Consider the following 23,011-nt stretch of genomic DNA (forward strand, 5'->3'; position numbering starts at 1 on the left):
CGGCCTCCGACAGAGCTGCACCTGCCCCGGCCATCTGGCCGGTCCACGCCGCACCGTCGGTCGAGGTCGCACATCCCCAGCGAGTTCGCACTCGCGCATGTGCGGTCTCGGTGGCGATGTGCGACCTCGCGGATCGGTTGGGGTCGGGCCCCCGCCGTCAGGCCACGCCCTCCGCGGCGAGCGCGTCGGTGAGCAGCGCGACGAGCGCCTCGAGCTGCACGTCCGTGGACGACGCGTCGACCTCGCCCGCCCCGTCGAGCGCGCGCGCGGCGAGCCCCGACTTCGCGTCGATGAGCTCGGCGATCTTCGAGTCGATGGTCTGCGCGGCGATGATGCGCCACGCGGTCACGGGCTCGGCCTGGCCGATGCGGTGGATGCGGTCGATGGCCTGCGTCTGCTCGGCGTCGGTCCAGGACAGCTCCGCGAGCACAAGGTTGGACGCCACCTGGAGGTTGAGCCCCACGCCCGCCGCCATGAGGGAGCAGACGACGATCGACACGTCGGGGTCGTTCGTGAACGCTGCGATGGCCTTTTCACGGGCCTTGGGCGTCTGGTCGCCGCGGATGGACGCGTAGCGGATGCCCCGGTCGGCGAAGGTCTGCTCGGCCTGGTCCATGACGTCCACGTGCTTCGCGAAGAACACGACCTTGCCGACGTTGCGGGCGAGCTGAGCGGCGTAGTCGGCGGCCAGGCCGGCCTTGGCCTGGCCGATCCGCCTGACCATCGTGAACACGTTCTCGCCACCCGAGCGGTCGCTCGAGTCCTTGAGCTCCCCGGCGGCGACCCGACGGGCGAGGTCGAGGTCGATCGCGTCGACCACAGCGCCCTCACCACGCGCCTCGAGCGCCGCCCTGTAACGGCCGACGAGCCGACGCGCGAGCGTGGCCTCCGCGGCGCGGATGGAGCGCCCGACGGCGCCGTCGAGCTCGACCGGGAGGTCCGCGACCCGGCGCGCCGGGATGTCCGCGGCGACGTCGACCTTGCGCCGACGCACGATGCCCATGTCGATCACGCTGGCGCGCGCCGCCGCGTAGAAGCCCGGGTCGGCGGGCGTGAGGCCCGTGTCCTCGAGCGCGGTCATGAGCGCGCCGAGCGGCTTCTCGTCGTCGATCCAGCCGAGGAACTGCCAGATGGCCCGGAAGTCCTCGATGTCGTTGATCAGCGGTGTCCCGGTGAGGGCCATCATGAGCGGCTTGGCGGTGCGCTCGCGGATCCGGTCGGAGACGGTCAGGACGTGCTGCGAGCGCTGCGAGGTCTTGTTCTTGATGAAGTGGGCCTCGTCGACGACCATGCCGCGGAACCCGAGGTCGCCGAGCCAGCCGATGTGCCGGTCCAGGAGCTCGTAGTTCACGATCACGACGTCCGCGAACGCGTCGACCTTGTCGCCGTCCCCGTGGACGACGGTGGACCGGCGCTGCGGCGTCCACAGGCCGACCTCGTGCGCCCAGTTCGTCTTGACGACGTTGGGCACGACGACGAGCAGCGGGAACGCGTCGGCCGCCTGCGCGGCGAGCAGGGCCTGCGCCGTCTTGCCGAGGCCCGGCTCGTCCGCCAGGAGGAACGTGCGGTGACCGCGGGCTGCGGCAGCGACGACCTGCGCCTGGTGGGGCATGAGCTGGCGACCGGGAGGCGCGGAGACGAGGCGCCCGTCGGGCAGCGTCATGCACGCGGGCGCACCGGTCGCGGCGTACTCGAAGGACCGGAAGAGCGGCTCGAGGAGCTCCCAACCCGCGAGCCGGCGGGCGCGCGCCGCGGTCCGCTCGGCAGCGGCCTCGAAGTCGGGGGCGAGGAACGGGTTGGCGAGCTGGCGTGAGATCACCGAGCGGGGCACCACGCGGTTCTCGGGCGCGGGCGTGGCCGCGACGGGCGGCTCGGGCTCGGGCTCCTCGGGCGGCTCCAGCCCGCCGGCGCGCATGAGGTCCGCCTTGAGGGCGCGTGCCGCGTCGGACACGCGGGCGTCCTCGGCGAGCAGCGCGAGCAGGGACGTGTCCCGGGCGGCGATCTTGGCGAGCAGCGTCGCGACGCCGTCGAGCCGCTTGAGCTCCTGGGTGCGGCGCGACTCGCTCAGCCCGGCGTCGGCCCGCACGCGGGTCCGCTCCTCACGCACGAGGAGGGCCACCACCTGGAACTTCGCACGGGTGCCCGGCCGCGTCGGCTGCTTCTGGACCGCGTTCTCGACCTCGCGGGCGACGTCGGCGAGCACGGGGATGATCCCCTGCTCGGACGGACGCGTCGCTCGGCGACGCTGCCCCCCGGAGCCGGAGCGCTGCCCCCCCGAGGCGGAGCGCTGGCCCCCGGAGCCGGTGCGCTGAGCACCGGAGTCGGTGCGGGCGCGACCTGACCCGCGCTGGCCTGCTCGAGCCACATCTCCTCCTTCAGGGCCGTGCACGCCGCGGGTACGGCGCACGGCCTCATGACGGGCCGTCCGGCACGTCGGCCGTCAGGTCGGCGCTGCCGGCAGGTGCGCCTGACGCCCATGTCGGGCGTCCGGGTCACCGGCGCGCTGCCCCACCTGCGCCGCCCGTGGGCCTGCGCTCACGACGACGTGACGACGCCGTCGGGCGTCGTCACGAACCACCGCGGGGGCACGACCGTGACCCTGCGTGTTCGCCGGAGCACCTGGAGCCTACAGCCGGGTACGTCGACCCAGTCTCCCGTTCCGCGGGCCGTGCGCCAAGCGGACACCCGCGCCCGATCGGGTGAGATGAGGCTCAGCGGACGTGGCGGACCTCCACGAGGCCCAGCCCCTCGTCGACGTGCCGTGCGGCGTCGGGTGCGGCGGGGCGGATCACGGCCGGGACGGCTGGCATCGCCCGATCCTGCCGCACAGGCCTGCGCACCGGGCCCCCGCCGCGCCCCCGTCAGCCCTTGACCGCGCCCGCCATGACACCGGAGACCAGCTGCTTGCCCGCGAAGGCGAACACGATGAGCAGGGGTGCGGCGACGAGGAACACCCCGGACATGACCAGTCCGGTGTCCGTCGTGAACGCGCCCCGGAGCTGCGGGATGACCAGCGGCATCGTCAGCTGGGACCGCATGACGACCGCGGGCCAGAAGAAGCTGTTCCACGAGCCGACGAAGGTGAACAGGGCGAGCGTCGCGGCGGCGGGGCGCGCGGCGGGCAGCGCGATCGACCAGAAGGTGCGGAACATCGACGCCCCGTCGACGCGTGCGGCCTCGACGAGCTCGAACGGCAGCGCCTCCTGGAGGTACTGCGTCATCCAGAACACGCCGAAGGCGCCGACCAGGCCCGGGACCGTCAGGGCCAGGAGCGAGTCGATCCAACCGAAGTCGTTCATCATCACGAACATCGGGATGGTGCCGACCTGGGCGGGGATCGCCAGGGTCGCGATGACCGTGAGGTAGAGCGCCTGGCGGCCCCGGAAGGTGAGCTTGGCGAAGCTGAAACCGGCGAGCGTCGAGAAGAACACCGTCGACGCGCTGACCGCAACGGCCACGAGGACCGAGTTGGCGAACGCCATCCAGAAGTTGAACTGGGACGCCGAGAGCACCTCGCCGAAGTTGTCGAGGAGCGTGAGCGTCGGGAACCACGTCGGCAGGCTCCCGACGGAGCGGGAGATCTCCTGCGTGGTCGACGAGCCGTACATCGCCGACGCGTACAGGGGGAAGACGGACACCACGAACACGACGACGAGCAGCGCGTACGTGAGCCACCCGGGCCTGCGGGTCGACGGGTTGTGCGCCTGGACGGGCCGGCCCTTCGCGGCACGCTTCTGCGCGTACCTGGCTGCGCCCGGGCCGGCGGTGTTCTCGATGAATCCGGTGCTCATCGGTGCGCTCCTTCCTTGGGTGCGTCGGGTTGCGCGACGTCGCCGTCGTCGGACGGTCCTCGGTCGTCGGACGGTCCTCCGTCGTCGGACGGTCCTCCGTCGTCGGGCGCGCGCTGGTCGTCGTACGGCGTGGTGCGGCCCAGGAGCGTGGCGACGCCGGCCTCGCGCGCCCGGCGCTCGGAGTCCGCCGCCACGGCGCGGGCCTTCGCGATGGCGGCGGCGCGCTGGGCCTTCGACACACGCGTGGTCCTGGCCGACGACGAGGAGATCGAGCGCGTGAGCAGGAAGTTGACCAGGGAGAACACGGCGATGACGGCAGCGAAGATCCACCCGACGGCCGCGGCCTGGCCGAGGCGGTCCTGCCAGTCGCCGAAGCCGAGGTTGTAGAGGTACAGGACCACGGTGGTCCACTGGTTGTCGGCGCCACCCTTGCCGCCGCCGGTCCCGCCGCCGTCGAACATGCGGACCTCGTCGAAGATCTGGAGGCCGCCGATGGTCATGGTCAGGATGACGAAGATCATGGTCGGGCGGATGCTCGGGATCGTCACGGAGAAGAACTGGCGGACGCGGCTCGCGCCGTCGACCGTGGACGCCTCGTAGAGCTCACGCGGCACCGCCTGCATGGCGGCCAGGAGGATCAGGGAGTTGTAGCCCGTCCAGCGGAACACGACCATCGAGCCGATCGCGGCGTGCGACAGCAGGCGGTCCTGGAAGAACGGCGACTCGACGTGGGTCAGCAGCCCGAGGTCCTGGAGGTTGGGCACCAGGAGCCCGAACTGGCCGAACACCTGGCCGAAGATCATCGACGTGGCGACCGGCATGACGACGAACGGCACGAGCACGCTCATGCGCCAGAACGTCCTGGCCCGCAGGTTCTGGTCGAGGACCGCGGCGATGAGCAGCGCGAGGACGAGCTGCGGGATCCCGCCCCACAGGAAGATCGAGAAGGTGTTCTCGAGCGAGCGCCAGAACAGCGGCTGCTGGAGCACCCACGTGAAGTTGTCGAGGCCCACGTAGTCGCCCATGCCGGCGCGGCGGTGCCAGTCGTGCAGCGCGACGACGACGTTGAACAGGAGCGGGAACGCCCCGAAGATCGCGAACAGGATGAAGAACGGGGAGATGTACAGGTAGGGCGAGACCTTGATGTCCCACCGGGACAGCCGCTGCCCCCACCCCACGCGGCGCGCTCCACGCGGTGCCGCTGAGTTGGATGCCATGTGAGGCGCCTTCCGTGAGGTCGGTCGGGTTGACGCGTACCGGGCCGGCGACCGGCGTGGTCCGCCGCTCGTGGGCCCGGTGGCGGCCGGCCCTCGGACTCGTTCCGTGGGCCGGCCGCGTCGGGGTCAGCCGGCGGTCTCGAAGCCCAGCGCCTCGAAGTCGGCGACCACGGACGCCCAGGCCTCCTCGGGCGTCGCGCCGCCCGACTCGACCAGACGGATGCCGTCGGTGACGAGCGTCTGGATGCCCGCGAAGTTCTCGCCACGGAACCCACCCGCGGCGGAGTCGCCGGCGGCCGCGGCGAGCTCGCCGTAGATCTGGCCGACACGCTGGCCGCCGTAGAACTCGTTCTCCGCCTCGGAGATCTCCGGGCTCTCCATCGCGTCGAGCTGCGACGGGAACTGGCCGGTCGTGTTGAACCAGTCGATCGCCGCGTCGGGCGAGGTCAGGTAGTCCGCGAGCGTGACGGCCCACTCGGTGTTCTCGCCGGTGGCGGGGACGGCGAAGAAGGACCCGCCCCAGTTGCCGCCGCCGTCGGGGAACGTGCTCGCGATGCGCCAGCCGTCGATGCCGTCGGCGTTCTCGGCGATGATCCCGGTCATCCACGCGGGGGTCACGACGGTGGCCCACTGCTCGTTCTGGAACCCGGCGCCCCAGTCGGCGTGGCCGATGGCGATGCCCGCGGAGACGCCGTCCTCGGCCGCGTCCGCGAACATCATGAAGAGCTCCTTGACCTCGGCGTTCTCCGCCAGGTCGTAGGGCAGGCCGGACTCCGGGTCCTCGAAGGCCGCGGGGAGCAGGTTGATCGCAGCCTGGAACGCGTTGGTCAGGGAGTCGATGAAGTAGTTGTCGTTGGCGGCGACGTACTCGCGGCCCGCGTCGAGGAACGACTGCCAGGTCGCGTCGTCGCCGCCGACGAACTCGCCGAGGGACTCGGGGTCCGTGGCGACGCCGGCAGCCGTGGTCATGTTCTGGTTGAAGGCGATGCCGAGCGGGCCGATGTCCGTCCCGTAGCCCGTGATGCGCCCGTCGACCGAGCCCTGGGTGACCTTCCAGTCGACCCAGCGGTCGGGGATCTCGGGGAGCTCGACCCAGTCCTCGGGGATGGCCATCATCTCGGTCCACCAGTCGAGCTCGACGAGGTGGACGTCGGACAGCCCGGCGCCGTCGGCGGAGAGCCCGTTGCGCAGGACGGTCTGCGCCGCTGCGCCGTCGGGGAACGAGTTCACGACGACCTCGATGCCGTGCTCCTCCTCGAACGCGTCGAGCAGCTCCTGCGGGAAGTCCATCCACGCGGCGACGGTGAGCTGCTCGGGCTTGTTGTCCTCGCTGGGCTCCTGCGCGGTGCCACCGTCGCCGCCGCCCCCGCAGGCGGCGAGGGTCAGGGACGCCACGGCGCAGAAGGCTGCTGCTCCGGCGAACTTCTTGGTGATCCTCATCATCGAGGTCCTTTCGGGTTTCCTTGGAGGGTTCCGTGCGTGGTGGGGCTTTGGTGCGTGGTGGGGTTCAGTGCGTGGTGCGGCGTGCGATCGAGGCGACCGCCCAGGGGGCCAGCTCGAGGTCGATGGTCAGGACGCCCGCGGCGTCGACCGTGAGGGTGCGGCGGTCGAGGTCGTCGGCGACCCGGGTGAGGGTGGCGACGTCCTGCCGGGAGAGGTTGAGCGGCTCGCCCATCCGGTGCCACGCCTCCGCGACGTTGCCGTGCTCCTGGTCGAGGATCTCGACGTCGTACACGTCCCCTGCGGTCAGCCCCTCGACGGTGTGCGTGAGGCGGCGGGCGGGCCCCTGGTCGGCGTGGCGCCGCGCGTCGGCGTAGCTCGTCGCGCCTCCGACCGACGCCGTGCCCATCGAGTCCGGGTAGTTGAAGAGCACGGCCGCGACACCGCCCTCCGCGGTCCGGGTGAGGACGCCGTGCTCGGTCTGCAGCGCGAGCGTGGGGCCCAGGCGGTTGAGCATCGCCATCGCGTGGAACGTGGGCTTGTGGATGCCCTGCTCGTTGACGAAGCCGAACCCGCCGTGGAACGGGCCGATCCCGCCGCCGCCCTCCTCGAAGACGTCGGTGAACGTCCAGTAGGAGATCGACTCGGCCAGGTCGTGGCACTGGAGCAGCGCGCGGGCGATGTACGTGGCGGCGAACACCGTGTCGTGCATGTGGTCGCGGCTCGAGGGCGACGTCGACCACTCGGTGATGTGGACCTCGGCGTCCGGGTACGGGCTCTCGGCGATGATCGCGCGCAGGGCGAGGAGGTCGTTCCGGGTCGCGTCGCGGCCGCGGCTGATGGGGCGGCCGACGCCCTGGGTGTCGAACGCGTAGTCCGTCGGGTAGAGGTGCGTGGAGAGGAAGTCGATCGGCAGGTCGCGCTCGGCGCAGTACTCGATGAGCTCGTTGATCCACACGGGCTTCCACGGCAGCGCGTCGGGGTCCGGCGCCTCGGCCGTCGCGGCCTCGACGGACCTGTCGTGCTGCTCGCCGTCGTAGCGCGCGTCGGGCACGAACACGGACGACGAGGGCCCGCCGACCTTGAGGCGCGGGTCGATCCCCTTGATGGCTCGCGCGGTGGCCTCGTAGAGCTCGAAGTACTCGGTCCTGGTGCCGGTCCAGAAGTGGGGCACGAGGTTGGGCTCGTTCCAGACCTCGAACGGCCAGGTGAGGACCTCGTCGAGGCCGTAGCGCTCGATCCAGTGGCGCACCGTCGTGGTGACGAGCTCGACCCAGGCGGCCATGTCCGTGGGCGGGCTGCAGTGCGCCTTCCACCAGAACAGGGTCTCCGTCTGCGTCGCGAGCTCGCGGGGCATGAACCCGAGCTCGACGAAGGGGCGGGCGCCGGCGTCCAGGATCGCGTCGAACACCTTGTCGACGTAGGCGTAGGTGTGGACGGGCGTCTCGAGCGGGGTGGGCGGGCCGAACCCGCCGCCGTTGGACGCGCGGTAGACGAACATGTCGTCGTGGAACACGCCGTGGAACCGCACGTAGCGGGCCCCGAGCACCTGGACGGCCTCACGGAAGTGGTTCTGCCAGTCGACGCGCAGCGCCTCGTTGGCCCGGCCGGCGCCGAGGCACTCGTTCCAGACGTGCCGCAGCGCCCGGTCGGCCGAGGGCCGGCCGTCGATCAGCAGCGTTGACGGCGGCGCGTCGACAGTCATCCATGACCTCCGTTGGTCAGCGTGGGCGGCACCAGCGCCGCCCGCATATTCCGAAATTGTTTCGGAGCGTGTATCGTGGAGCCGATCGTAGGGCGCGGGCACACTTGCTGGCTACGGGATCACGTGATCTACCGTCCGAACCAGCACCATTCCTGCGTAAACTCGAAACTGTTTCGTCGATGAAGGAGTCGCGATGGCACAGGAGCCGGCCCGACGACGCGCCACCCTGGCGGACGTCGCCGCCGCGGCCAACGTCTCCCGGGCGACCGTCTCGAAGGCCCTCAACGGCCGCGAGGACGTCGCGCCGGAGACCCGCGAACGCGTGCTCGCCACAGTCGCGGAGCTCGGATACCGGCCCACCACGGCCCGCGCACCCTCCGCCTCCCGCCGGGCCCTGGCCGTCGTCTTCGACATCCCCGCGTCGCCGTACATCCTCGGGGTGCTCGAGGGCGTGCTGGCCTCGGCGACGGACGCGCACGTCGACCTGCTCACACGGCTCGCACCCGAGCGCGCCTCACGGACGCAACGGGCCGTCGCGCGCGAGTGGGTCACGGACCAACGCGCAGTCGGCGTCGTCGGCATCATCGGGCTCACGCTGTCCGCGCCGGACGCGCTCATCCACGCCGCGAGCGACGCCGCCCTCCCCTTCGTCATGGTCGACCCGGTGGACACGCGCCACCGGCGCATGGTGAGCGTCGGGTCGAGCAACTGGGCCGGCGCACGGACCGCGGCGGAGCACCTCATCGGGCTCGGGCACACGCGCATCGCGTGGATCGGCGGGCCGGAGGCGTCGGATGCCGCCCGCGACCGCCTCTACGGGTACCAGGCGGCGCTCGACGCCGCGGGCCTCGACGTGGACCCGGCGCTCGTCCGGTCCGACCAGTTCGACGTCGCCCAGGGCGCGCGCCACGCACGCGAGCTCCTGACCCTGCCGAGCCCGCCCACCGCGATCATGGCCGCCGACGACGAGATCGCACTGGGTGTGCTGACCACGGCGTACGCGCTCGGCATCCGGGTGCCGGACCAGCTCAGCGTCGTCGGCTTCGACGACACGCCCCAGGCCGCGTGGACGACGCCGCCCCTGACGACGGTCCATCAGCACCTGGGCGGCATGGGCCGGATGGCGGTCGAGACGGTCCTCGCGATGGCGGAGGGGCGCCGCCCGGCGTCCCGGCACGTCGAGCTGGCGACGTCGCTGAGCGTGCGCGAGAGCAGCGGCCCGGTCCCACGCTGAGCGACCGCGCCCGCCGCCCGGACGGGGTCCGCAGGGCGGCCCGACGCGCGCACGCCGGACGGCCGAGTAGACGCCGTGACGCTGGCGCGGCGCCGTAGTCTGGCGCCGTGCCGGTCAGTCGGAGCATCAGGGCGAGGGCCGCCCGCAAGCGCAAGCGCCGCATGTCGCGCGTCGTGAACGACCTGACCGACGAGCAGTGGACGGCGATCAAGGCCGCATGGGGCGGGTGCGCCTACTGCGGGGCCACCGGCAGGCCCCTTCAGCGCGACTGCGTCCTGCCCATCTCCCGCGGCGGCCGCTACACGGTCGACAACGTGGTGCCCGCGTGCGGCCCGTGCAACGCCAGCAAGTGCAACGACGAGGTCACCGCCTGGCTGCGCCGCAAGCGCCTCGACGAGCGCGCGTTCCTCGGCCGGCTCCTCGAGGTCCGGGACCTGCTCTCAGCCGGCTGACGGCGACGGCGGGAGCTCGGCGGTCCCGATCAGCCGTGTCCCGTGGTCCTCTGCGAGTGACCGAGGCGGTACGCCTCGATCTCGTCGAGCCGCGCGAGCAGCGCCTCGCGGCCGAGGACGTCACCGTCGCCCTCTCGCTGGCCTGCCAGGCAGAGGTGAAAGAACGCGACCTCCCCGCTCGGGTCAGCCCTCACACCGAGCTGCGTCACCTGCTCGGCGTCGTTCCCGAGATGGTCAAGGGCCTGCACATCGACCGCGGACGGCCACCAGTACCAGAGGCCGCCCTCCACCCCGAAGTCGCCGAGCGTCGCCTCCACCCAGCCGCGAGGCACCAGGACCTCCGCAAGCCAGCGCCGCTCGAGGCGGTGCCCGTGCCGACGGCTCACGCGAGCCCTCCCCGCGCCGCTGCGTCGATGCGTTCGAGGAGTCCTCGCGCGTACCGGAACGCGCCCTCCTCGCGAGCAGCGTGGTCGGCAAGGATCTGCCGTCCCTCCTGCTCCCCCAGCTGAACGAGTGCGTAGGCGGTACTCACGACGACGAAGGGATCAGCAGCGTCGGTCAGGGTGCGCAGGAGCGGCACGTAGGAGGCGTCACCGGACCTGCCCAGCACGCCGGCGGCGGCCGCCACCAAGGTCGGCGGTTCCTCGGCCGGGTGGGCGAGGCGGCGCGCCGCGATCTCGGGCGCGCGCGGGTCGCCCAGGAGGTCGAGCCCGGTGAAGAGCTCCCAGGCGGCGAGGACGTCGCGAGCGCGATCGGTGCCGGCGCGGACGAGAGCCTGCTCGGCCCCGACCGGCCGCAACCGCTCGAGGGCTCCCACGGCCTCGTCGGTGCCGATCCGGCCGAGGCCCTGAGCGGCTTGCGCCACCAGCGTGCCCTGCTCCACGAGCGCGACGAGCAGCGGGGCCGCGTCAGGGGCGGCGATCCGGGACATCCGTTGCCACGCCCACGACTCCCCGGCGAGGGCGTGGGCGATCACCCGCTCCGCGACGTCGACGGTCTCGACGGGCTCCCGCGCCGCGACCATGTGCTCCAACAACGAACGGAAGGACAGGTATGCCTCGGAGGTCTCCTTGTGGATGTTCCAGACCTGCCACTCGCCGGCGTCGTCGAACGGCACCAGGCACGTCGTGCCCGGGCCCTTGTCCGTCGCGATCACCAGGCCCCGGGCGAACGGCGCCCAGGGCCACACCTCCTGCCCGTCCCGCGTCGCGCGGCCGTCGCCGTCGTCCTCCGCTTCCTCCTCGCACAGCTCGGCGAACCATGGCATATCGTCGCGCAGCCACCGCAGGTCGGCCGCGGGGAGGAAGGCCACTCCAGCCACGTCCGACTGAGGCCCGGCCGGCTCCACGCCCCCGTCGAGGTCCCGCATCGTCACGCCGTAGAGATCTCCGAACGCCCCGTCGCTGACGAGGAGGAACTCCCGGTAGGACGGGGGCAGCTCGCGGCCCAGGCGGCGCTCGACCGCCGCGACCTGCTCCTGCGACGCGGGCGGCCGCAGCAGGCTGCCGGAGCTCGCCACCGCCTGGGTCGGTTGCCAGGACCCGGCCACCCCCACGTCCCTGAGCAGGAGCTCGCTCCACCGGTGCGCGAGCTCAGCCATCGGCATGTCACCCATCCGGCGAGTCTGGCAGCCGAGCCTCACTCCGCGCAGCCGACGAACCGGTCATCCGCGGCCCAGCCGGTGTTGGCCCACTCCTGCGGCGCCGGGGGCGTGTAGTCGGGGTAGATCGTGCTGAGCTCGTCCAGGAGCCAGGTGGTGAAGCGCGCCGCGCCCTGCGGGCAGGTGTGGATCCCGTCCGAGCTGCGGTCGGCCACGCCGTCACGGGTCTGCTCGTAGGTGTCACCCCATACCTCGCTCGCGTCGAGCAGCACAGCGGCGCCGCCGGACGCATCCGCGACGGTCCGGGCGGCGCTCGCGGCGTGGGCCAGCTCGTCCATGTGCGGGGCGTAGAAGTCGTCGGGCTCGATCGGCGGCATGGTGACGAAGACGAGCGTGGCGCCAGCCGAGGTCACTGTGCTGAGCAGCCGCTCATAGGCAGCCTGCTGCTCCTGCTCGCTGCCCCAGTCGTAGGTGGTGAGCTGATAGACGACCGTGCTCGGCTTGGCGGTCGCGATGCGGTCCGGCAGGACGTCCCACAGCTCCTCGGACACGGGGCCGACGACGGTGCCGCCGCCGTCGGACGCCATGGAGTGGAACTCGACGTCGCTGGCCCCGAGGGCGGCGCCGAGCGGGAGCGCCTGGCCCGCGGCCACGGAGTCACCGACGAGGATCATCCGGGACAGGCCCGGCCCGGGCTCGGGCAGCTCCGTCGGAGCGGTCCGGTCCGAGGACACGGCGGAGGCATCGGGGCCCTCGGGCCCGCCAGGCGTGCCGGAGCACGCGGAGGTGAGGAGCAGCAGGAGCCCGGCCAGCGCCGGGGCGAGAACTCGTGTCGTTGTCATGGCACCGAGCCTGGTCACCGCGTGTCGCCGGACGGCCGGCGCTGTGTCGCGGTTGTGTCGCAGCCGGTCCGGGCGCCCGGGAACGCCGGTCAACCGTCGCCATACTGGGCCGATGGCGTCCCTGCTGCTCATCGAGGACGACCCGCTCGTCCGCCGAGGGCTCGAGCTCGCCCTGACCAGGCACGGCCACCAGGTCCGCACCGCCGGGACGGGCGAGGACGGTCTGCGCCAGCTCGCCGCAGCGCCGCCCGATCTCGTGATCCTGGACCTCATGCTTCCCGGCATCGACGGGTTCGAGGTGTGCCGACGCGTCCGCGCGACGGGCGAGGTCCCGGTGATCATGCTCACCGCGAGGGGCGACGACTTCGACGTCGTCGCCGGCCTCGAGGCGGGCGCGGACGACTACGTGGTCAAGCCGGCGCGGCCGAGCGTGCTCGACGCGCGCGTCCGCGCCGTGCTGCGGCGCACCGCGGGCGAGACCGAGGGCATCCGGGTCCACGGGGACCTACGCATCGACACGGGTGCGCTGACGGTGTCGGTCCGGGGCGAGCCCGTGGCCCTCACCCCGACCGAGCTCCGGCTGCTGTTGACGATCTCCCGCGCCCCGAACCGCGTCTTCGGCCGGCAGCAGCTGCTCGAGGAGGTGTGGGAGCACGGGTACCTCGGCGACTCGCGACTCGTCGACAACTGCGTGCAGCGGCTGCGTACCAAGATCGAGACCGACCCGGCGGCCCCCGAGCACGTCCAGACCGTCCGAGGCTTCGGCTACAGGTTCGGGCCGTTGTGACCCGGTGGTCCTGGTCACGTGGCCTGCGCGCCCGCCTGCTGGCCGCCTTCGCGCTCGTCACCATGGCGGGCGCGGGCGCGGCCGCGTGGTCCGGCGCGGGTTCGGCCCGCGCGGCGCTGGTCGAGGCGCACGAGCACCAGGTGACGACGTCGTTCGCCGACCAGGTCAGGGCCGTCGCGCCGACCCTGAGCTACCCACCCGACCAGGCGACGCTCGATCGGCTGCGGACGGCGCTGGGCGCCGGCACGGTCGTCACCTACGGCAGCGCACGGTCCGCAGCGGGCCCGGGTCCGGACCTGGTCTCCGCCGAGCTCCGTGGCGCGGTACGTGAGGGTGACCGGCTCGTGACCCAGCGCGTCCTCGACGCGGGGACACCCTGGCTCGTGATCGGCACGCCGGTCGTGCTCACGGCGCCCGACGGTACCCGGACGCCGTCGGGCGTGGAGGTCTACACGGTCCGGGACCTCACGGTCGTGCAGGAGCAGGTCGACCGCCTCGCCCGGTCCGCGCTCGCGACCGCGGCCTTCGCGCTGCCGCTGGCGATCGTGCTGGCCCTCCTTGCCGCCAGGACGGTGCTGCGTCCCGTACGGGACCTGCGTGACACGGCACGTCGCCTGGCGGCCGGCGACCTCGGCGCCCGCACACCTCCGCGCGGCGTGGACGAACTGGCCCAGCTGACGGTCACGATCAACGAGATGGCGCAGGCGGTGCAGACGTCGATGACGGCGATGCACGGGATGCAGTCCGACGCGAGGAGGTTCGTCGCCGACGTGTCCCACGAGCTGCGCACGCCCCTGAGCACGCTGACCGCGGTCATGGAGGTGCTGGCCGACACGAGCGCAGACATGGAGCCCGACGCGCGCGAGTCCGCCGAGCTGGCGATCACCGAGACCCGCCGGCTCGTCCGGCTCGTGGAGGACCTCATGGAGGTCTCGCGGTTCGACGCCGGCAGCGCCCCGCTGCGCCTGGAGCAGACCGACGTCCCGCGGGCCGTCCGGGACTCCCTGGCCGCGCGCGGGTGGCTCGACGAGGTCGACCTCGTGACGGGCGAGGACGTGGGCGCGCTCGTGGACCCGCGTCGCCTCGACGTCGTCGTCGCGAACCTCGTCGCCAACGCGCTGCGCCACGGCGCCCCGCCCGTGCTGGTCGAGGTCTCGGCCACCGACGCCGAGGTCACCGTCGAGGTGACCGACCACGGTCCGGGCCTGCCGCCGGAGGTCCTCCCCCACGTCTTCGACCGCTTCTTCAAGGCCGACGCGGCCCGCGTCCGCACACCGGGGAGCGGGCTCGGCCTGGCGATCGCCCGGGAGAACGCCCGGTTGCACGGCGGTGACCTGACCGCCGACGACGTCGCCGGAGGTGGCGCACGGTTCGTCCTGCGTCTGCCCCGCGGCACGGCCCGTCGAGACCTGGAGCGCTCATGAGCCGGATGCCCTCACCCCTGCGAGCACTGCCCGCGCTGGTGCTCCCGGCCGTGCTGGCGGTGGGATGCGGCGTCCAGCCCTCGGGCGTCGTGGACGCGGCGGACGCACCGACGGGCGTCGCGCCCGGTCCGACCCTCTACTTCGTGGACGCCGACGGCGCGCTGCGACCCGAGGTGCGCGAGACGGGCCGGCTGGGGACGATCCCCGAGGCGTTGACGTTGCTGCTGATCGGCCCCGGTCCCGGGAGCGGGGACGTCCACACCGAGATCCGTGAGACCGAGGTCACGCGGGTCGAGGTGACCACGACCGACAGCTCCATCGCTCTGCGCATGCCCCTGACCGTCGACGACGTGACCCCGGCGGGGATCGACCAGGTGGTGTGCACGGCCCTCGGCGTGCACGTGCAGGGCGGCGGGTCGACCCGCACCACGGTCCGGATCGAGTTCGTCCAGCTCACCCCGGAGTCCGACGTGGACCGGACCTGCCCGCTGATCGGCTGACACCGCGAGGCGGCGCCCGGTCTCCGCGCCGGGCGTGCCCGTCAGCGCAGGTGGCTGACGTCGATCACGGGTGCCTCCGGACCGGGGAGCGCGACCCACATCGCCGCGAGCGCGAGCATGACGACGAGGAGCACGACGGCCCCGACGCGCCCCCGCGCCCACACCGCCCGGAACCGGACCGGGTCCTCGACCAGGCGCGTGGAGAGGACCGCCAGGCCGACGGACACCACGCACACGAGCGCTGTGCTCGCCCACCCTGCCGCCGCCCAGGGCACGAGCGTCGGCAGCAGGACGATCACCGGCCAGTGCCACAGGTACAGGCTGTAGGAGATGCGGCCGAGCCGGCGCAGCGGCTGCCAGGTGAGGGCGCGGGCGACCGGGTTCGACGGCGCGTGGACGCAGAGCCCGATGAGCGCCGCGGAGAGCAGGGAGTGGGCGAAGAGCCCTCCCTTGAACAGCCAGGGCGCGTCGAGCCCGTCGACCACCGCCCACGTGACACCCATCGCCGCGGCGAGCAGCACCGTCGTGCACGCCATGACCGTCGCCACCCGACCGGGTGAGCGGCGGGCGAGCCACGCGCAGGCCGCCCGGAGCGGCAGGGTCGTGACCAGGGCGCCGAGGAGGAGCGAGAACGCGCGGGTGTCCGTGCCGATGTAGACCCGCGTCGGGTCTCCAGGGGTGACCAGCACGATCATCGCGACGAGCGACGCCGCGGCGAGCAGGGCGGCAACGACGGCGACCGACCGGTCCGGGCGGCGGCCGGGGCGGCGGGCGGCCGTCGCGACGAGCACCACGACCACCGGCCACACGGCGTAGAACTGCTCCTCGACCGCGATGCTCCACAGGTGCTCGAACACCCGGCGCTGGCCGAACCGGTCCCAGTAGCCCGCGGACTCGGCGACGAGGTGCCAGTTCACGAGGTCCGCCTGCACCCACGGACCGTCCGCGAGCGTCGTACGCACGAGGTCCGGGGGCGCCGCGGCCCAGGCAAGAAGCGTGACGGCCGTGACCATCGTCAGCAGTGCGGGCGCCAGCCGCCGCACCCGCTTCCCCCAGAAGGCGATCAGCGCGACCCGGCCGGTGGTCCGCACCTCGCGGACCAGGAGGTCGGTGATCAGGTATCCCGAGAGAACGAAGAACAGGTCGACGCCGAGGAACCCGCCGGGCAGGTGCCCGGTGTGGAACAAGAGCACCCCGAGGATCGCGACGCCGCGCAACCCGTCGAGCGCGGGCACGTGCGCCCGCCCGCGCGAGGTGTGAAGCTGCTCGGCGTCCAGCGCGGGTCCCGTCATGGCCTCGACGGTGCCGCCCGCAGGTCGGGGTCCCGTCCGGGTGACGTCGCAGATGTGTCGCAGCGGGCGCCGGCGGTGTGGCGATGACGGTGTCCCGAGTCACCGCGGCGCGGCCAGGCGCGTCGCCTACCCGGCGAGCGTCCCCGCGAACACCTGCCAGGCGAGCAGCGACTTCGCGACCAGGCTGAGGGTGATGTAGGTGCGTTCGCCGTTCAGGTAGTCCTTCCACCGGCCCACCTGCTTGTACTGCACGTACTGGACGAGCGCGAAGACGTTGAAGAACACGAACAGGGAGATCACGATCCCGTAGACGAAGCCGGGCGTCGCGACGTCGGTGGTCGAGCCGGGCTGGATGAGCAGGAGCACGATCACCAGCCACGGGATCGCGCCGGCGAAGCAGCCGAACCAGAACGGCAGCATGCCGCCCGAGCCGGGCACCTCGTACTTCTCCTGGAGCCAGCCGAACAGGATCATCGAGGCGTTGACGGCGAACAGCGCGACCAGGGTGAACAGGTCCGTGACCGAGCAGATCTGCGCGATGAGCCAGATCATCACCGACGACGACAGCGAGTACTCGACCCACCGCGCGTAGTTGCGCTGCTGGGCCAGGTCGTCGGCGTAGCGGGCGAAGCCCACCGGCGAGGCGACCCACGCGTGGGCCAGGGCGCTGAGCGCGAAGAACAGCGCCACGCCCCAGGCGAGCGGGACCTCGAAGAGCGTCACGGTCTCGTAGCTCGTCGAGCCGGGCGGGCCCTGGATGTACGACGCGGTCACGGGCAGGGCGAAGGTGCTGGCCAGGGCGACGACGGCGATCGCCTGCACGAGGTGCAGCACCCCGGCCCCGATGTTGTAGCGCCGCAGCGACCGCAGCCGCTCGACGGGTATCTCCAGCCTGGTGCTCGCAGCCATGTGGACCCCTCCATGCGCCGTCGGCACGGGGTGGGCGGCGGCGCCCGGGGAGCACCGGTGCTCCCTGCTCCCATCCTCGCAGACGGGGGTGCCCGGGACGGGTAGGACGGGATCTCGTCGGCCTCGGGCCCGGGAGCTCTCGGTCCGGCGCTCAGAACTGAGGCTTCACCTCGAACGAGATGTACATCGCGTACTCGTAGCCGGTCGGCACGACACCGTCCATCTCGGTGTACCCCAAGGGCACACCCGTGGACGTGAACAGGTCGTCCTCCGCGCCTATCGCATACCCGTCAGGCCCGGGCCAGGCATTGCTCTCGATCTTCGCGGATCCGGCCACGTAGGCCAGCGTGAACTCGCGCTCGGACGTGAAGGTGATGCCGCCCCAGACCTCACCGGGGAATGCGGTGGGAGACGAGAGGAAGGCGTTGGCGGCGATCCGATGACCGTCGCAGGTCGGGAGGTTGATTTTCAGGACGGTGTCAGTCGCCGCCAGGCCCCCCACGTCGTCCAGCGCGGAGTTCTCCACGTAGATGCTGACGCGGTAGGTGTGCCCGTCCTCCACCTCGACCTGGTAGTCGAACGTGCTGGTCACACCATCGGAGACGTCGCGGACCCGCATGAAGCCCCGCTCGTCGCCGAGGTTCGGGTTGTCCCGGATCGAGTTGAAGGTCGTGTACGTCGGCGGGTAGGCCATGAGGAAGACCGGCCGGTCCGGCCCCCACCCGCCCACGACGCCGCTGTCCGGATCGCCACAGCTGCGACTGGCGGCCGGGCTCGCCTCACCAGGGGCGCCGTCCTGCGTGTAGTAGTTGTTGGTCACGCTGGTGACCGGTGGGCCCTCTGACTCCGGGGTCCCCCGTACCAGCACGAGCGAGATGATCGAGAGCACGAGCCCGACGACGGCGACACCCGCGACGATCGCTTCGAAGAGCTTCGAGCTGGGGCTTCCGTCCGTCTCCCGCACCCACGCCCACCGGCGGCTGCTCTGACCATCCACAGGGGGCCTCGTCTCCTGGTGGGTGCGCTCCGTGGGGAGCGTACTGGTGCGGGCCAGGTGCGGAGCCGACACGATCACCGGCACGCCGTGGACCGTTAACCTCGCGGTGTGCACGCACGGACCGCGCCCAGCTTCCGTGGGGTGCTCCTCGACTGGCGAGGCACCTTGGTCGTGGCGCCCACGTACCCGTGGCTGGTGGAGATCGCGCTCGGAAGGCTGGGCCGGGACGCGTCGCCGGAGGCGATCGAGGGCGTGCTCGGTCGGTTGCGCGGAGCAGACACCTCACGCGTGGACTCCCCGCAGATCGACACCGACGTCGTCGAGCACCGGGCCGCCTACATGGAGTGGTTCGCGTCGGCCGGCGTGGACGACGAGCTGGCCGAGTCGCTGTACGCCGTGGAGTCCGAGCCGGGCCTCAACCCCTTCGCCGTCGACGTGGGCGACCTCTTGCTCGCCCTGACGTCGTCGGGCGTGCTGGTCGGCGTCGTCAGCGACATCCACGTCGATCTGCGGCCCGCCTTCGCACAGCACTCAGCCGACGACGGCAGGACGTGGGCGGACATGGTCGACGTGTGGGCGCTGTCGTACGAGCTCGGCGTCGCCAAGCCCGACCCGGCGATCTTCCGTTTCGCACTCGACCGCCTGGGGCTGGGCCCGGAGGAGGTCCTGATGGTGGGCGACCGGGGTGCGTGGGACGGCGGCGCGGCCGCGCTCGGGATCACCACGCTGGTTCTCCCACCCCTCACGAGCGTCGATGACGCGCGGCTGCACCGGGTGCTGGACCTTGTCCTGCCCGGCCGCTCGCGCGGCGAAGGCGCCTGACCCGTCAGGTCGCGAGCCCCCGCTGGTAGGCGAAGACGACGGCCTGCACGCGGTCGCGCAGGTCGAGCTTGGCCAGGATCCGGGACACGTAGGTCTTGACCGTCTCGTGGCTGAGGACGAGCGTCGCGGCGATCTCGGCGTTCGACAGGCCGCTCGCGATGAGCAGCAGCACCTCGAGCTCGCGCGGGGTCAGCGGCAGGTCGTCGGCACCGGCGCCGCGCTGGGGGCGTATGCGGTCGGCGTACCGACCGACGAGCTGACGGGTGACCTCCGGGGCGAGCAGGGCCGCCCCGCTCGCGACCGTCCGGATGCCCGCCAGGAGCTGCGCGGGCGGTGCGTCCTTGAGCAGAAACCCGCTGGCACCGGCGCGCAGCGCCTCGTACACGTACGCGTCGAGGTTGAACGTGGTGACCACGAGCACCTTGACGGGATGCACGACGCCGGCGCCGGCGAGCTGCCGGGTCGCCTCGATGCCGTCGAGCACGGGCATCCGGACGTCCATGACGACGACGTCGGGCTCGAGCCTGCGGGCCAGGTCGACGGCGGCGCGCCCGTCGCCGCACTCCCCCACGACCTCGAGGTCGGGCTGGGCGTCGATGATCGTCGCGAAGCCCGCGCGGATGAGCGCCTGGTCGTCGCAGACCAGCACGCGGACAGGCGCGCTCACGTCGCGCCGTCGAGGGGGATCCGCGCCCGCAGGACGAACGCGCCGCCGTCCTCGTCGTGCCCGGCGCTGACCTCGCCGCCCAGCACGCCGACGCGCTCCTTCAGCCCGGCGAGGCCGCGTCCGTCGCCAGGCGGCGACGCCGCCGCACCCGGTGCGTGGCCGCCGCTGCCGCCGCTGGCGTCGGTGCCGTCGGTGCCGACCTCGACGACGACGGCGTCGGTCCCGTACCTCACGTGCACCGTGGTCCGGCTCCCGCGGGCGTGCTTGAGCGCATTGGTCAGCCCCTCCTGGACGACGCGGTAGGCGGCCAGCTCGGCGCTCCCCGGGGTCTCGCGGGGCGTGCCCTCCTCGACGTGCTCGACCGCCTGCCCCGAGCGCCGGGTCTGCTCCACGAGCTCGCGCAGGTCGCGGCCCGCGGGAGACCGCTCGGGCCCGAGCGTCTCCGGGTCGAGGAGGTCGAGCACGTGCCGCAGGTCGGAGATCGCGCGACGCCCGGTGTCGCTCACAGCCGCGAGGGCCTGGTCGAGGCGGTCGGGCTGCGCGGTCAGGTACCGGGCCGCCTCGGCCTGCACGACCATCGCGGTGACGTGGTGCGTCACGACATCGTGCAGGTCGCGGGCGATGCGGGTGCGCTCCGTGAGCCGGGTGGTCTGGGCGAGGTGGTGGCGCCGCTCCGCCTCGGCGGCCCGTGACTGCCGCAGCCACACGCCGACGCCCCACGCCGCGACGAGCGCCAGGTAGAAGACGGCGTAGTCCGACGGCGCGTCCCCCGCACCCTCCAGGTCGAGCGCAACCGCGAGTGCGACGAAGCCGGCCGAGGCGACGACGGCGACCGCGCGCCGGTGATGGGACAGGTGCGCGCCGGCGCTCACGAGCACGATCGGAAGCGCGATGCCCGCCGCGGTCTGGAACCCGCTGAGCTGGTCGATCGCGAACCCCGCCGCGACGAGCGCGAGGGCTGCGGCGGGCCACCGGCGTCGAACCGCGAGCGGCAGTGCCTGCAGGGCGACCGGCAGGAGCGCGAGCGCGTCGAGGGGTCGGTGGGGCACGTCACCGAGCTGGGTCCCCTGCCCCTGGAGGGGCGCGATCCACGGCGCCGCGGCGAGGAGCACCGCGAGGGGCAGGTCACGGACCATGACGTCGGCCCGCTGCCACGCGGCCGTGGCCCCCCGCAGGTCGATCACGGTCACACCGTAACCGGGACGCTCGAGCTGGCCTCACGGTGGCGGCGGGGAACGATGCGGCCCCGCTGGTGCGCGAGCCGCAGGAGCGCCGCGGTGACGATCGAGCAAGCGATGACGGCCACGATGCTGGCCTCGGGGCCGAACGCGCCGCCGGTCAGCAGGGTGGCACCCGAGGTCGCGCCGTCGAGCAGGCCCTGCGGGGTGTCGTTGCCGGACACGTCGGTGCCGAAGATGCCGGCGACGGCGATGTTCCAGCCGAAGTGCAGCCCGAGCGGCAGCCACAGCCGGCGCGTGAGGACGTAGGCGGCGCCGAGCATCCCGCCCCCCTCGACGGCGACTGCGACCGCGCCCCAGACGGTCGCCTCGGGGTTCACCAGGTGCATGGCGCCGAAGAGCGCCGCCGTGACCGTGAGCGCGACCCAGGTCCCGACGCGCTCCTCGAGGATCCGCTGCACGACGCCGCGGAAGACCAGCTCCTCCGCGGCGACGGCCGCAGCCGTGAAGCCCAGGAGTCCGACCGCGACGGCCGGCGAGCCCCACCCCTCGACCCGGTACCCGCCCGCGAGCGCGATGGTCCCGATGACGGTCGCGAACAGGAGGGCACCGAACCCGACGCCGCGCGCCAGGACCGGGGCGGCGCCCTCGAGGCCCACCTCCGTCGCCGGCCGGTGCTCGGTGCGGCGCACCACCCACGCGTACATGAGCACCATCAGGACGGCAGCGACGGCGCCGACGACGAGAGTGAGGGGCCAGCTCCCCTTCACCGCCTGGACGGCGATGCTGCTGGGGACGGCCACCACGAGTACTGCTCCGAGCTGCTTCACGAGACGCACGACGAGTCCTTCCGAGGGTCCGCGGCATGGGTGCTGCGGCTGCCTTGAACGCTAGGAAGGTGGCGCCCGGGAGTCGTCACCGCGGGGTGGACACTCGCGGGTCCCTCGCACGGGGGACCCGCGAGCGCCCATGCCCGCTCAGTGGTGGTGGTGGTGCCCCGGCGGGGTGCGCGGGGCCCGGCCCGGCGTGGCGTCGGTGAGGGTCTCGAGCAGCGCGTCGTACGCGGGCTTCTTCACGAAGTCCTCGGTCATGATCGTCGCGTAGCCCTCGGGGAAGACGCCGGGCACCCAGGAGCGCGCGTCGTCGAAGCCCCACACCGTGAAGCTCGTGCAGGCCGCGACGTTCACGCAAGCCTGGAGCATCGCGTCGTACCGCTCGGCCTGGAGGGCGATCTGCTCGGCGGTCGGCTCGCCGTTCGCGTCGAGGGGCATGCGGACGTCGGCCTCGGTGACCGCGACCTTGAGGCCCAGGGCCGCGAACCGCTCGAAGTTCGCCTGCATCGACTCGTCGAAGCCGTACTGCAGGCTCAGGTGGCCCTGCGCACCGAAGCCGCTCAGCGGGACGCCGTCGGCCAGCAGCTCCTGGGCGAGCGCGTAGTACGCGTCGGTCTTGGTGTTGATGCCCTCGGCGTTGTAGTCGTTGAGGAAGAGCACGGCCTCCGGGTCGGCCTCGTGGGTCCACCGGAAGGCGTCACCGATGAGCGCGACGGGATCTTCGGCGCACGCCTTGAGGAACGGGTTGGCCTCGGTGCGCAGCATCACCCCGCCGGTGTCCCACTCGTCCTGGAAGATCTCGTTCGCGACGTCCCACTCGTAGATCTCACCGGCGTAACGCCCGACGACGGTGCGGATGTGCTCCTCGAGGACGTCGCGGGCGTCCTCGCAGGTCCAGGTGGCGCTCGCGTCGATCACCCACTGCGGGTTCTGGCTGTGCCAGAGCAGGGTGTGCCCGCGGACCTCCTGCCGGTTGGCCTTGGCGAACGCCATGACGGCGTCGGCGCCCGAGAAGTCGTAGACGTCGGGCTCCGGGTGGACCTCGGCCCACTTCATGTCGTTCTCGGGGGTCAGCGAGCTGAACTCGGCCCCGAGGATGCGCTGGAACTGCGTAGGGGGCCTGCGGTCGTAGCCGAGCAGGTCGCGCTGGCCCCACACGGCGCTGCCGACCTCGAGGTCCCGCGGGGCCTCCGAGCGCAGGGTGTGGTGGCGTGAGCCCGCCTGCGCCGCGGGCAGCGACAGCGCGACGGCGACGAGCGAGGCCGCGGCGATCGCGGCGACCCGCCTCATGGTCGTGGGATGGGACATCGTCGTTCCTCTC

Annotated in this window: 21 protein-coding genes; 6 read left to right on the plus strand and 15 right to left on the minus strand. The window is 72.6% G+C overall.

Annotation, left to right across the window (positions count from 1 at the left end):
• Positions 1-157 precede the first annotated feature (157 nt).
• The 5 genes from FZ988_RS02895 to FZ988_RS02915 form a co-directional block, all read right to left on the minus strand.
• Positions 158-2,203 (minus strand): DEAD/DEAH box helicase, encoded by a 2,046-nt coding sequence (locus FZ988_RS02895; protein ID WP_246169132.1) that lies wholly within the window; start codon positions 2,201-2,203, stop codon positions 158-160.
• 658 nt (positions 2,204-2,861) lie between these two features.
• Positions 2,862-3,791: a carbohydrate ABC transporter permease gene (locus FZ988_RS02900; RefSeq protein ID WP_149202466.1), complete on the minus strand. Its 930-nt coding sequence runs from the start codon at positions 3,789-3,791 to the stop codon at positions 2,862-2,864.
• On the minus strand, positions 3,788-5,008 hold the full coding sequence (locus FZ988_RS02905) for a carbohydrate ABC transporter permease (protein ID WP_149202467.1): 1,221 nt from the start codon (positions 5,006-5,008) through the stop codon (positions 3,788-3,790). The genes FZ988_RS02900 and FZ988_RS02905 overlap by 4 nt, the downstream gene beginning before the upstream one ends.
• A 126-nt stretch (positions 5,009-5,134) precedes the next feature.
• Positions 5,135-6,451, minus strand: a complete 1,317-nt coding sequence (locus tag FZ988_RS02910) for an ABC transporter substrate-binding protein (protein WP_149202468.1) — start codon at positions 6,449-6,451, stop codon at positions 5,135-5,137.
• Between the two features lie 64 nt (positions 6,452-6,515).
• Positions 6,516-8,153 (minus strand): GH39 family glycosyl hydrolase, encoded by a 1,638-nt coding sequence (locus tag FZ988_RS02915; protein WP_149202469.1) that lies wholly within the window; start codon positions 8,151-8,153, stop codon positions 6,516-6,518.
• A gap of 193 nt (positions 8,154-8,346) precedes the next feature.
• On the opposite strand from FZ988_RS02915, the gene FZ988_RS02920 reads away from it, so the two are divergent.
• Both FZ988_RS02920 and FZ988_RS02925 read left to right on the plus strand, forming a co-directional pair.
• Entirely contained in the window at positions 8,347-9,387 is a 1,041-nt protein-coding gene (locus FZ988_RS02920) for a LacI family DNA-binding transcriptional regulator (protein WP_149202470.1), read from the plus strand.
• Between the two features lie 107 nt (positions 9,388-9,494).
• A complete protein-coding gene (locus tag FZ988_RS02925; protein ID WP_149202471.1) occupies positions 9,495-9,839 on the plus strand; it encodes an HNH endonuclease in 345 nt (114 codons plus the stop codon).
• A gap of 29 nt (positions 9,840-9,868) precedes the next feature.
• Here FZ988_RS02925 and FZ988_RS02930 read toward each other — a convergent pair whose 3' ends face one another.
• Genes FZ988_RS02930 through FZ988_RS02940 form a run of 3 tightly spaced genes read right to left on the minus strand, consistent with a single transcriptional unit; the run spans position 9,869 to position 12,281 of the window.
• Positions 9,869-10,225 (minus strand): hypothetical protein, encoded by a 357-nt coding sequence (locus FZ988_RS02930; RefSeq protein WP_149202472.1) that lies wholly within the window; start codon positions 10,223-10,225, stop codon positions 9,869-9,871.
• Positions 10,222-11,454: an SMI1/KNR4 family protein gene (locus FZ988_RS18410; RefSeq protein WP_188078945.1), complete on the minus strand. Its 1,233-nt coding sequence runs from the start codon at positions 11,452-11,454 to the stop codon at positions 10,222-10,224. The genes FZ988_RS02930 and FZ988_RS18410 overlap by 4 nt, the downstream gene beginning before the upstream one ends.
• A gap of 23 nt (positions 11,455-11,477) precedes the next feature.
• Complete coding sequence (locus FZ988_RS02940) at positions 11,478-12,281, minus strand: SGNH/GDSL hydrolase family protein (RefSeq protein WP_149202473.1); 804 nt, start codon at positions 12,279-12,281, stop codon at positions 11,478-11,480.
• A 112-nt stretch (positions 12,282-12,393) separates the two neighbouring features.
• Here FZ988_RS02940 and FZ988_RS02945 point away from each other — a divergent pair, with 112 nt between their 5' ends.
• From FZ988_RS02945 to FZ988_RS02955, 3 genes are read left to right on the plus strand one after another with little or no spacing between them, the layout of a single operon-like run.
• Entirely contained in the window at positions 12,394-13,068 is a 675-nt protein-coding gene (locus tag FZ988_RS02945; RefSeq protein ID WP_149202474.1) for a response regulator transcription factor, read from the plus strand.
• The gene (locus FZ988_RS02950) at positions 13,065-14,492 is read left to right on the plus strand and encodes a sensor histidine kinase (protein ID WP_223145010.1); all 1,428 of its coding nucleotides are present in this window, start codon (positions 13,065-13,067) and stop codon (positions 14,490-14,492) included. Before FZ988_RS02945 ends, FZ988_RS02950 begins: the two co-directional genes overlap by 4 nt.
• Positions 14,489-14,992 (plus strand): hypothetical protein, encoded by a 504-nt coding sequence (locus FZ988_RS02955; RefSeq protein WP_223145011.1) that lies wholly within the window; start codon positions 14,489-14,491, stop codon positions 14,990-14,992. The genes FZ988_RS02950 and FZ988_RS02955 overlap by 4 nt, the downstream gene beginning before the upstream one ends.
• Before the next feature lie 41 nt (positions 14,993-15,033).
• Here FZ988_RS02955 and FZ988_RS02960 read toward each other — a convergent pair whose 3' ends face one another.
• From FZ988_RS02960 to FZ988_RS02970, 3 genes are all read right to left on the minus strand, one after another.
• The gene (locus FZ988_RS02960) at positions 15,034-16,284 is read right to left on the minus strand and encodes an acyltransferase family protein (RefSeq protein ID WP_149202475.1); all 1,251 of its coding nucleotides are present in this window, start codon (positions 16,282-16,284) and stop codon (positions 15,034-15,036) included.
• Between the two features lie 126 nt (positions 16,285-16,410).
• Positions 16,411-17,193, minus strand: coding sequence for a heliorhodopsin HeR (gene heR, locus FZ988_RS02965; protein ID WP_149202476.1), 783 nt, complete (start codon positions 17,191-17,193; stop codon positions 16,411-16,413).
• A gap of 151 nt (positions 17,194-17,344) precedes the next feature.
• On the minus strand, positions 17,345-18,190 hold the full coding sequence (locus FZ988_RS02970; protein ID WP_149202477.1) for a hypothetical protein: 846 nt from the start codon (positions 18,188-18,190) through the stop codon (positions 17,345-17,347).
• 108 nt (positions 18,191-18,298) lie between these two features.
• On the opposite strand from FZ988_RS02970, the gene FZ988_RS02975 reads away from it, so the two are divergent.
• Positions 18,299-19,012 carry an HAD family hydrolase gene (locus FZ988_RS02975; RefSeq protein WP_223145012.1) on the plus strand — a complete coding sequence of 238 codons (714 nt, stop codon included), beginning with the start codon at positions 18,299-18,301 and terminating at the stop codon, positions 19,010-19,012.
• A gap of 4 nt (positions 19,013-19,016) precedes the next feature.
• Here the strand turns inward: FZ988_RS02975 and FZ988_RS02980 are convergent, their stop codons facing one another.
• The 4 genes from FZ988_RS02980 to FZ988_RS02995 all read right to left on the minus strand — a co-directional run bounded on the left by FZ988_RS02980 (position 19,017) and on the right by FZ988_RS02995 (position 22,998).
• Positions 19,017-19,679: a response regulator gene (locus FZ988_RS02980; protein ID WP_149202478.1), complete on the minus strand. Its 663-nt coding sequence runs from the start codon at positions 19,677-19,679 to the stop codon at positions 19,017-19,019.
• Positions 19,676-20,863: a sensor histidine kinase gene (locus tag FZ988_RS02985; RefSeq protein WP_223145013.1), complete on the minus strand. Its 1,188-nt coding sequence runs from the start codon at positions 20,861-20,863 to the stop codon at positions 19,676-19,678. The genes FZ988_RS02980 and FZ988_RS02985 overlap by 4 nt, the downstream gene beginning before the upstream one ends.
• Positions 20,864-20,865: 2 nt before the next feature.
• Positions 20,866-21,696 (minus strand): CPBP family intramembrane glutamic endopeptidase, encoded by an 831-nt coding sequence (locus FZ988_RS02990; RefSeq protein WP_149202479.1) that lies wholly within the window; start codon positions 21,694-21,696, stop codon positions 20,866-20,868.
• Positions 21,697-21,834: 138 nt separating this feature from the next.
• Positions 21,835-22,998, minus strand: a complete 1,164-nt coding sequence (locus FZ988_RS02995) for an endo-1,4-beta-xylanase (RefSeq protein ID WP_149202480.1) — start codon at positions 22,996-22,998, stop codon at positions 21,835-21,837.
• Between the last annotated feature and the right edge of the window lie 13 nt (positions 22,999-23,011).

It is taken from the genome of Actinotalea subterranea, assembly GCF_008364845.1.
Classification (GTDB): domain Bacteria; phylum Actinomycetota; class Actinomycetes; order Actinomycetales; family Cellulomonadaceae; genus Actinotalea; species Actinotalea subterranea.

Excerpts from the sequence above, each read along its gene's own strand:
- FZ988_RS02920 (WP_149202470.1), top strand. The coding sequence starts at position 8,347 with ATGGCACAGGAGCCGGCCCGACGACGCGCCACCCTGGCGGACGTCGCC.
- heR (WP_149202476.1), bottom strand. The coding sequence starts at position 17,193 with ATGGCTGCGAGCACCAGGCTGGAGATACCCGTCGAGCGGCTGCGGTCG.
- FZ988_RS02900 (WP_149202466.1), bottom strand. The coding sequence starts at position 3,791 with ATGAGCACCGGATTCATCGAGAACACCGCCGGCCCGGGCGCAGCCAGG.
- FZ988_RS02955 (WP_223145011.1), top strand. The coding sequence starts at position 14,489 with ATGAGCCGGATGCCCTCACCCCTGCGAGCACTGCCCGCGCTGGTGCTC.
- FZ988_RS02940 (WP_149202473.1), bottom strand. The coding sequence starts at position 12,281 with ATGACAACGACACGAGTTCTCGCCCCGGCGCTGGCCGGGCTCCTGCTG.
- FZ988_RS02945 (WP_149202474.1), top strand. The coding sequence starts at position 12,394 with ATGGCGTCCCTGCTGCTCATCGAGGACGACCCGCTCGTCCGCCGAGGG.
- FZ988_RS02910 (WP_149202468.1), bottom strand. The coding sequence starts at position 6,451 with ATGATGAGGATCACCAAGAAGTTCGCCGGAGCAGCAGCCTTCTGCGCC.
- FZ988_RS18410 (WP_188078945.1), bottom strand. The coding sequence starts at position 11,454 with ATGGGTGACATGCCGATGGCTGAGCTCGCGCACCGGTGGAGCGAGCTC.
- FZ988_RS02960 (WP_149202475.1), bottom strand. The coding sequence starts at position 16,284 with ATGACGGGACCCGCGCTGGACGCCGAGCAGCTTCACACCTCGCGCGGG.
- FZ988_RS02905 (WP_149202467.1), bottom strand. The coding sequence starts at position 5,008 with ATGGCATCCAACTCAGCGGCACCGCGTGGAGCGCGCCGCGTGGGGTGG.
- FZ988_RS02915 (WP_149202469.1), bottom strand. The coding sequence starts at position 8,153 with ATGACTGTCGACGCGCCGCCGTCAACGCTGCTGATCGACGGCCGGCCC.
- FZ988_RS02995 (WP_149202480.1), bottom strand. The coding sequence starts at position 22,998 with ATGTCCCATCCCACGACCATGAGGCGGGTCGCCGCGATCGCCGCGGCC.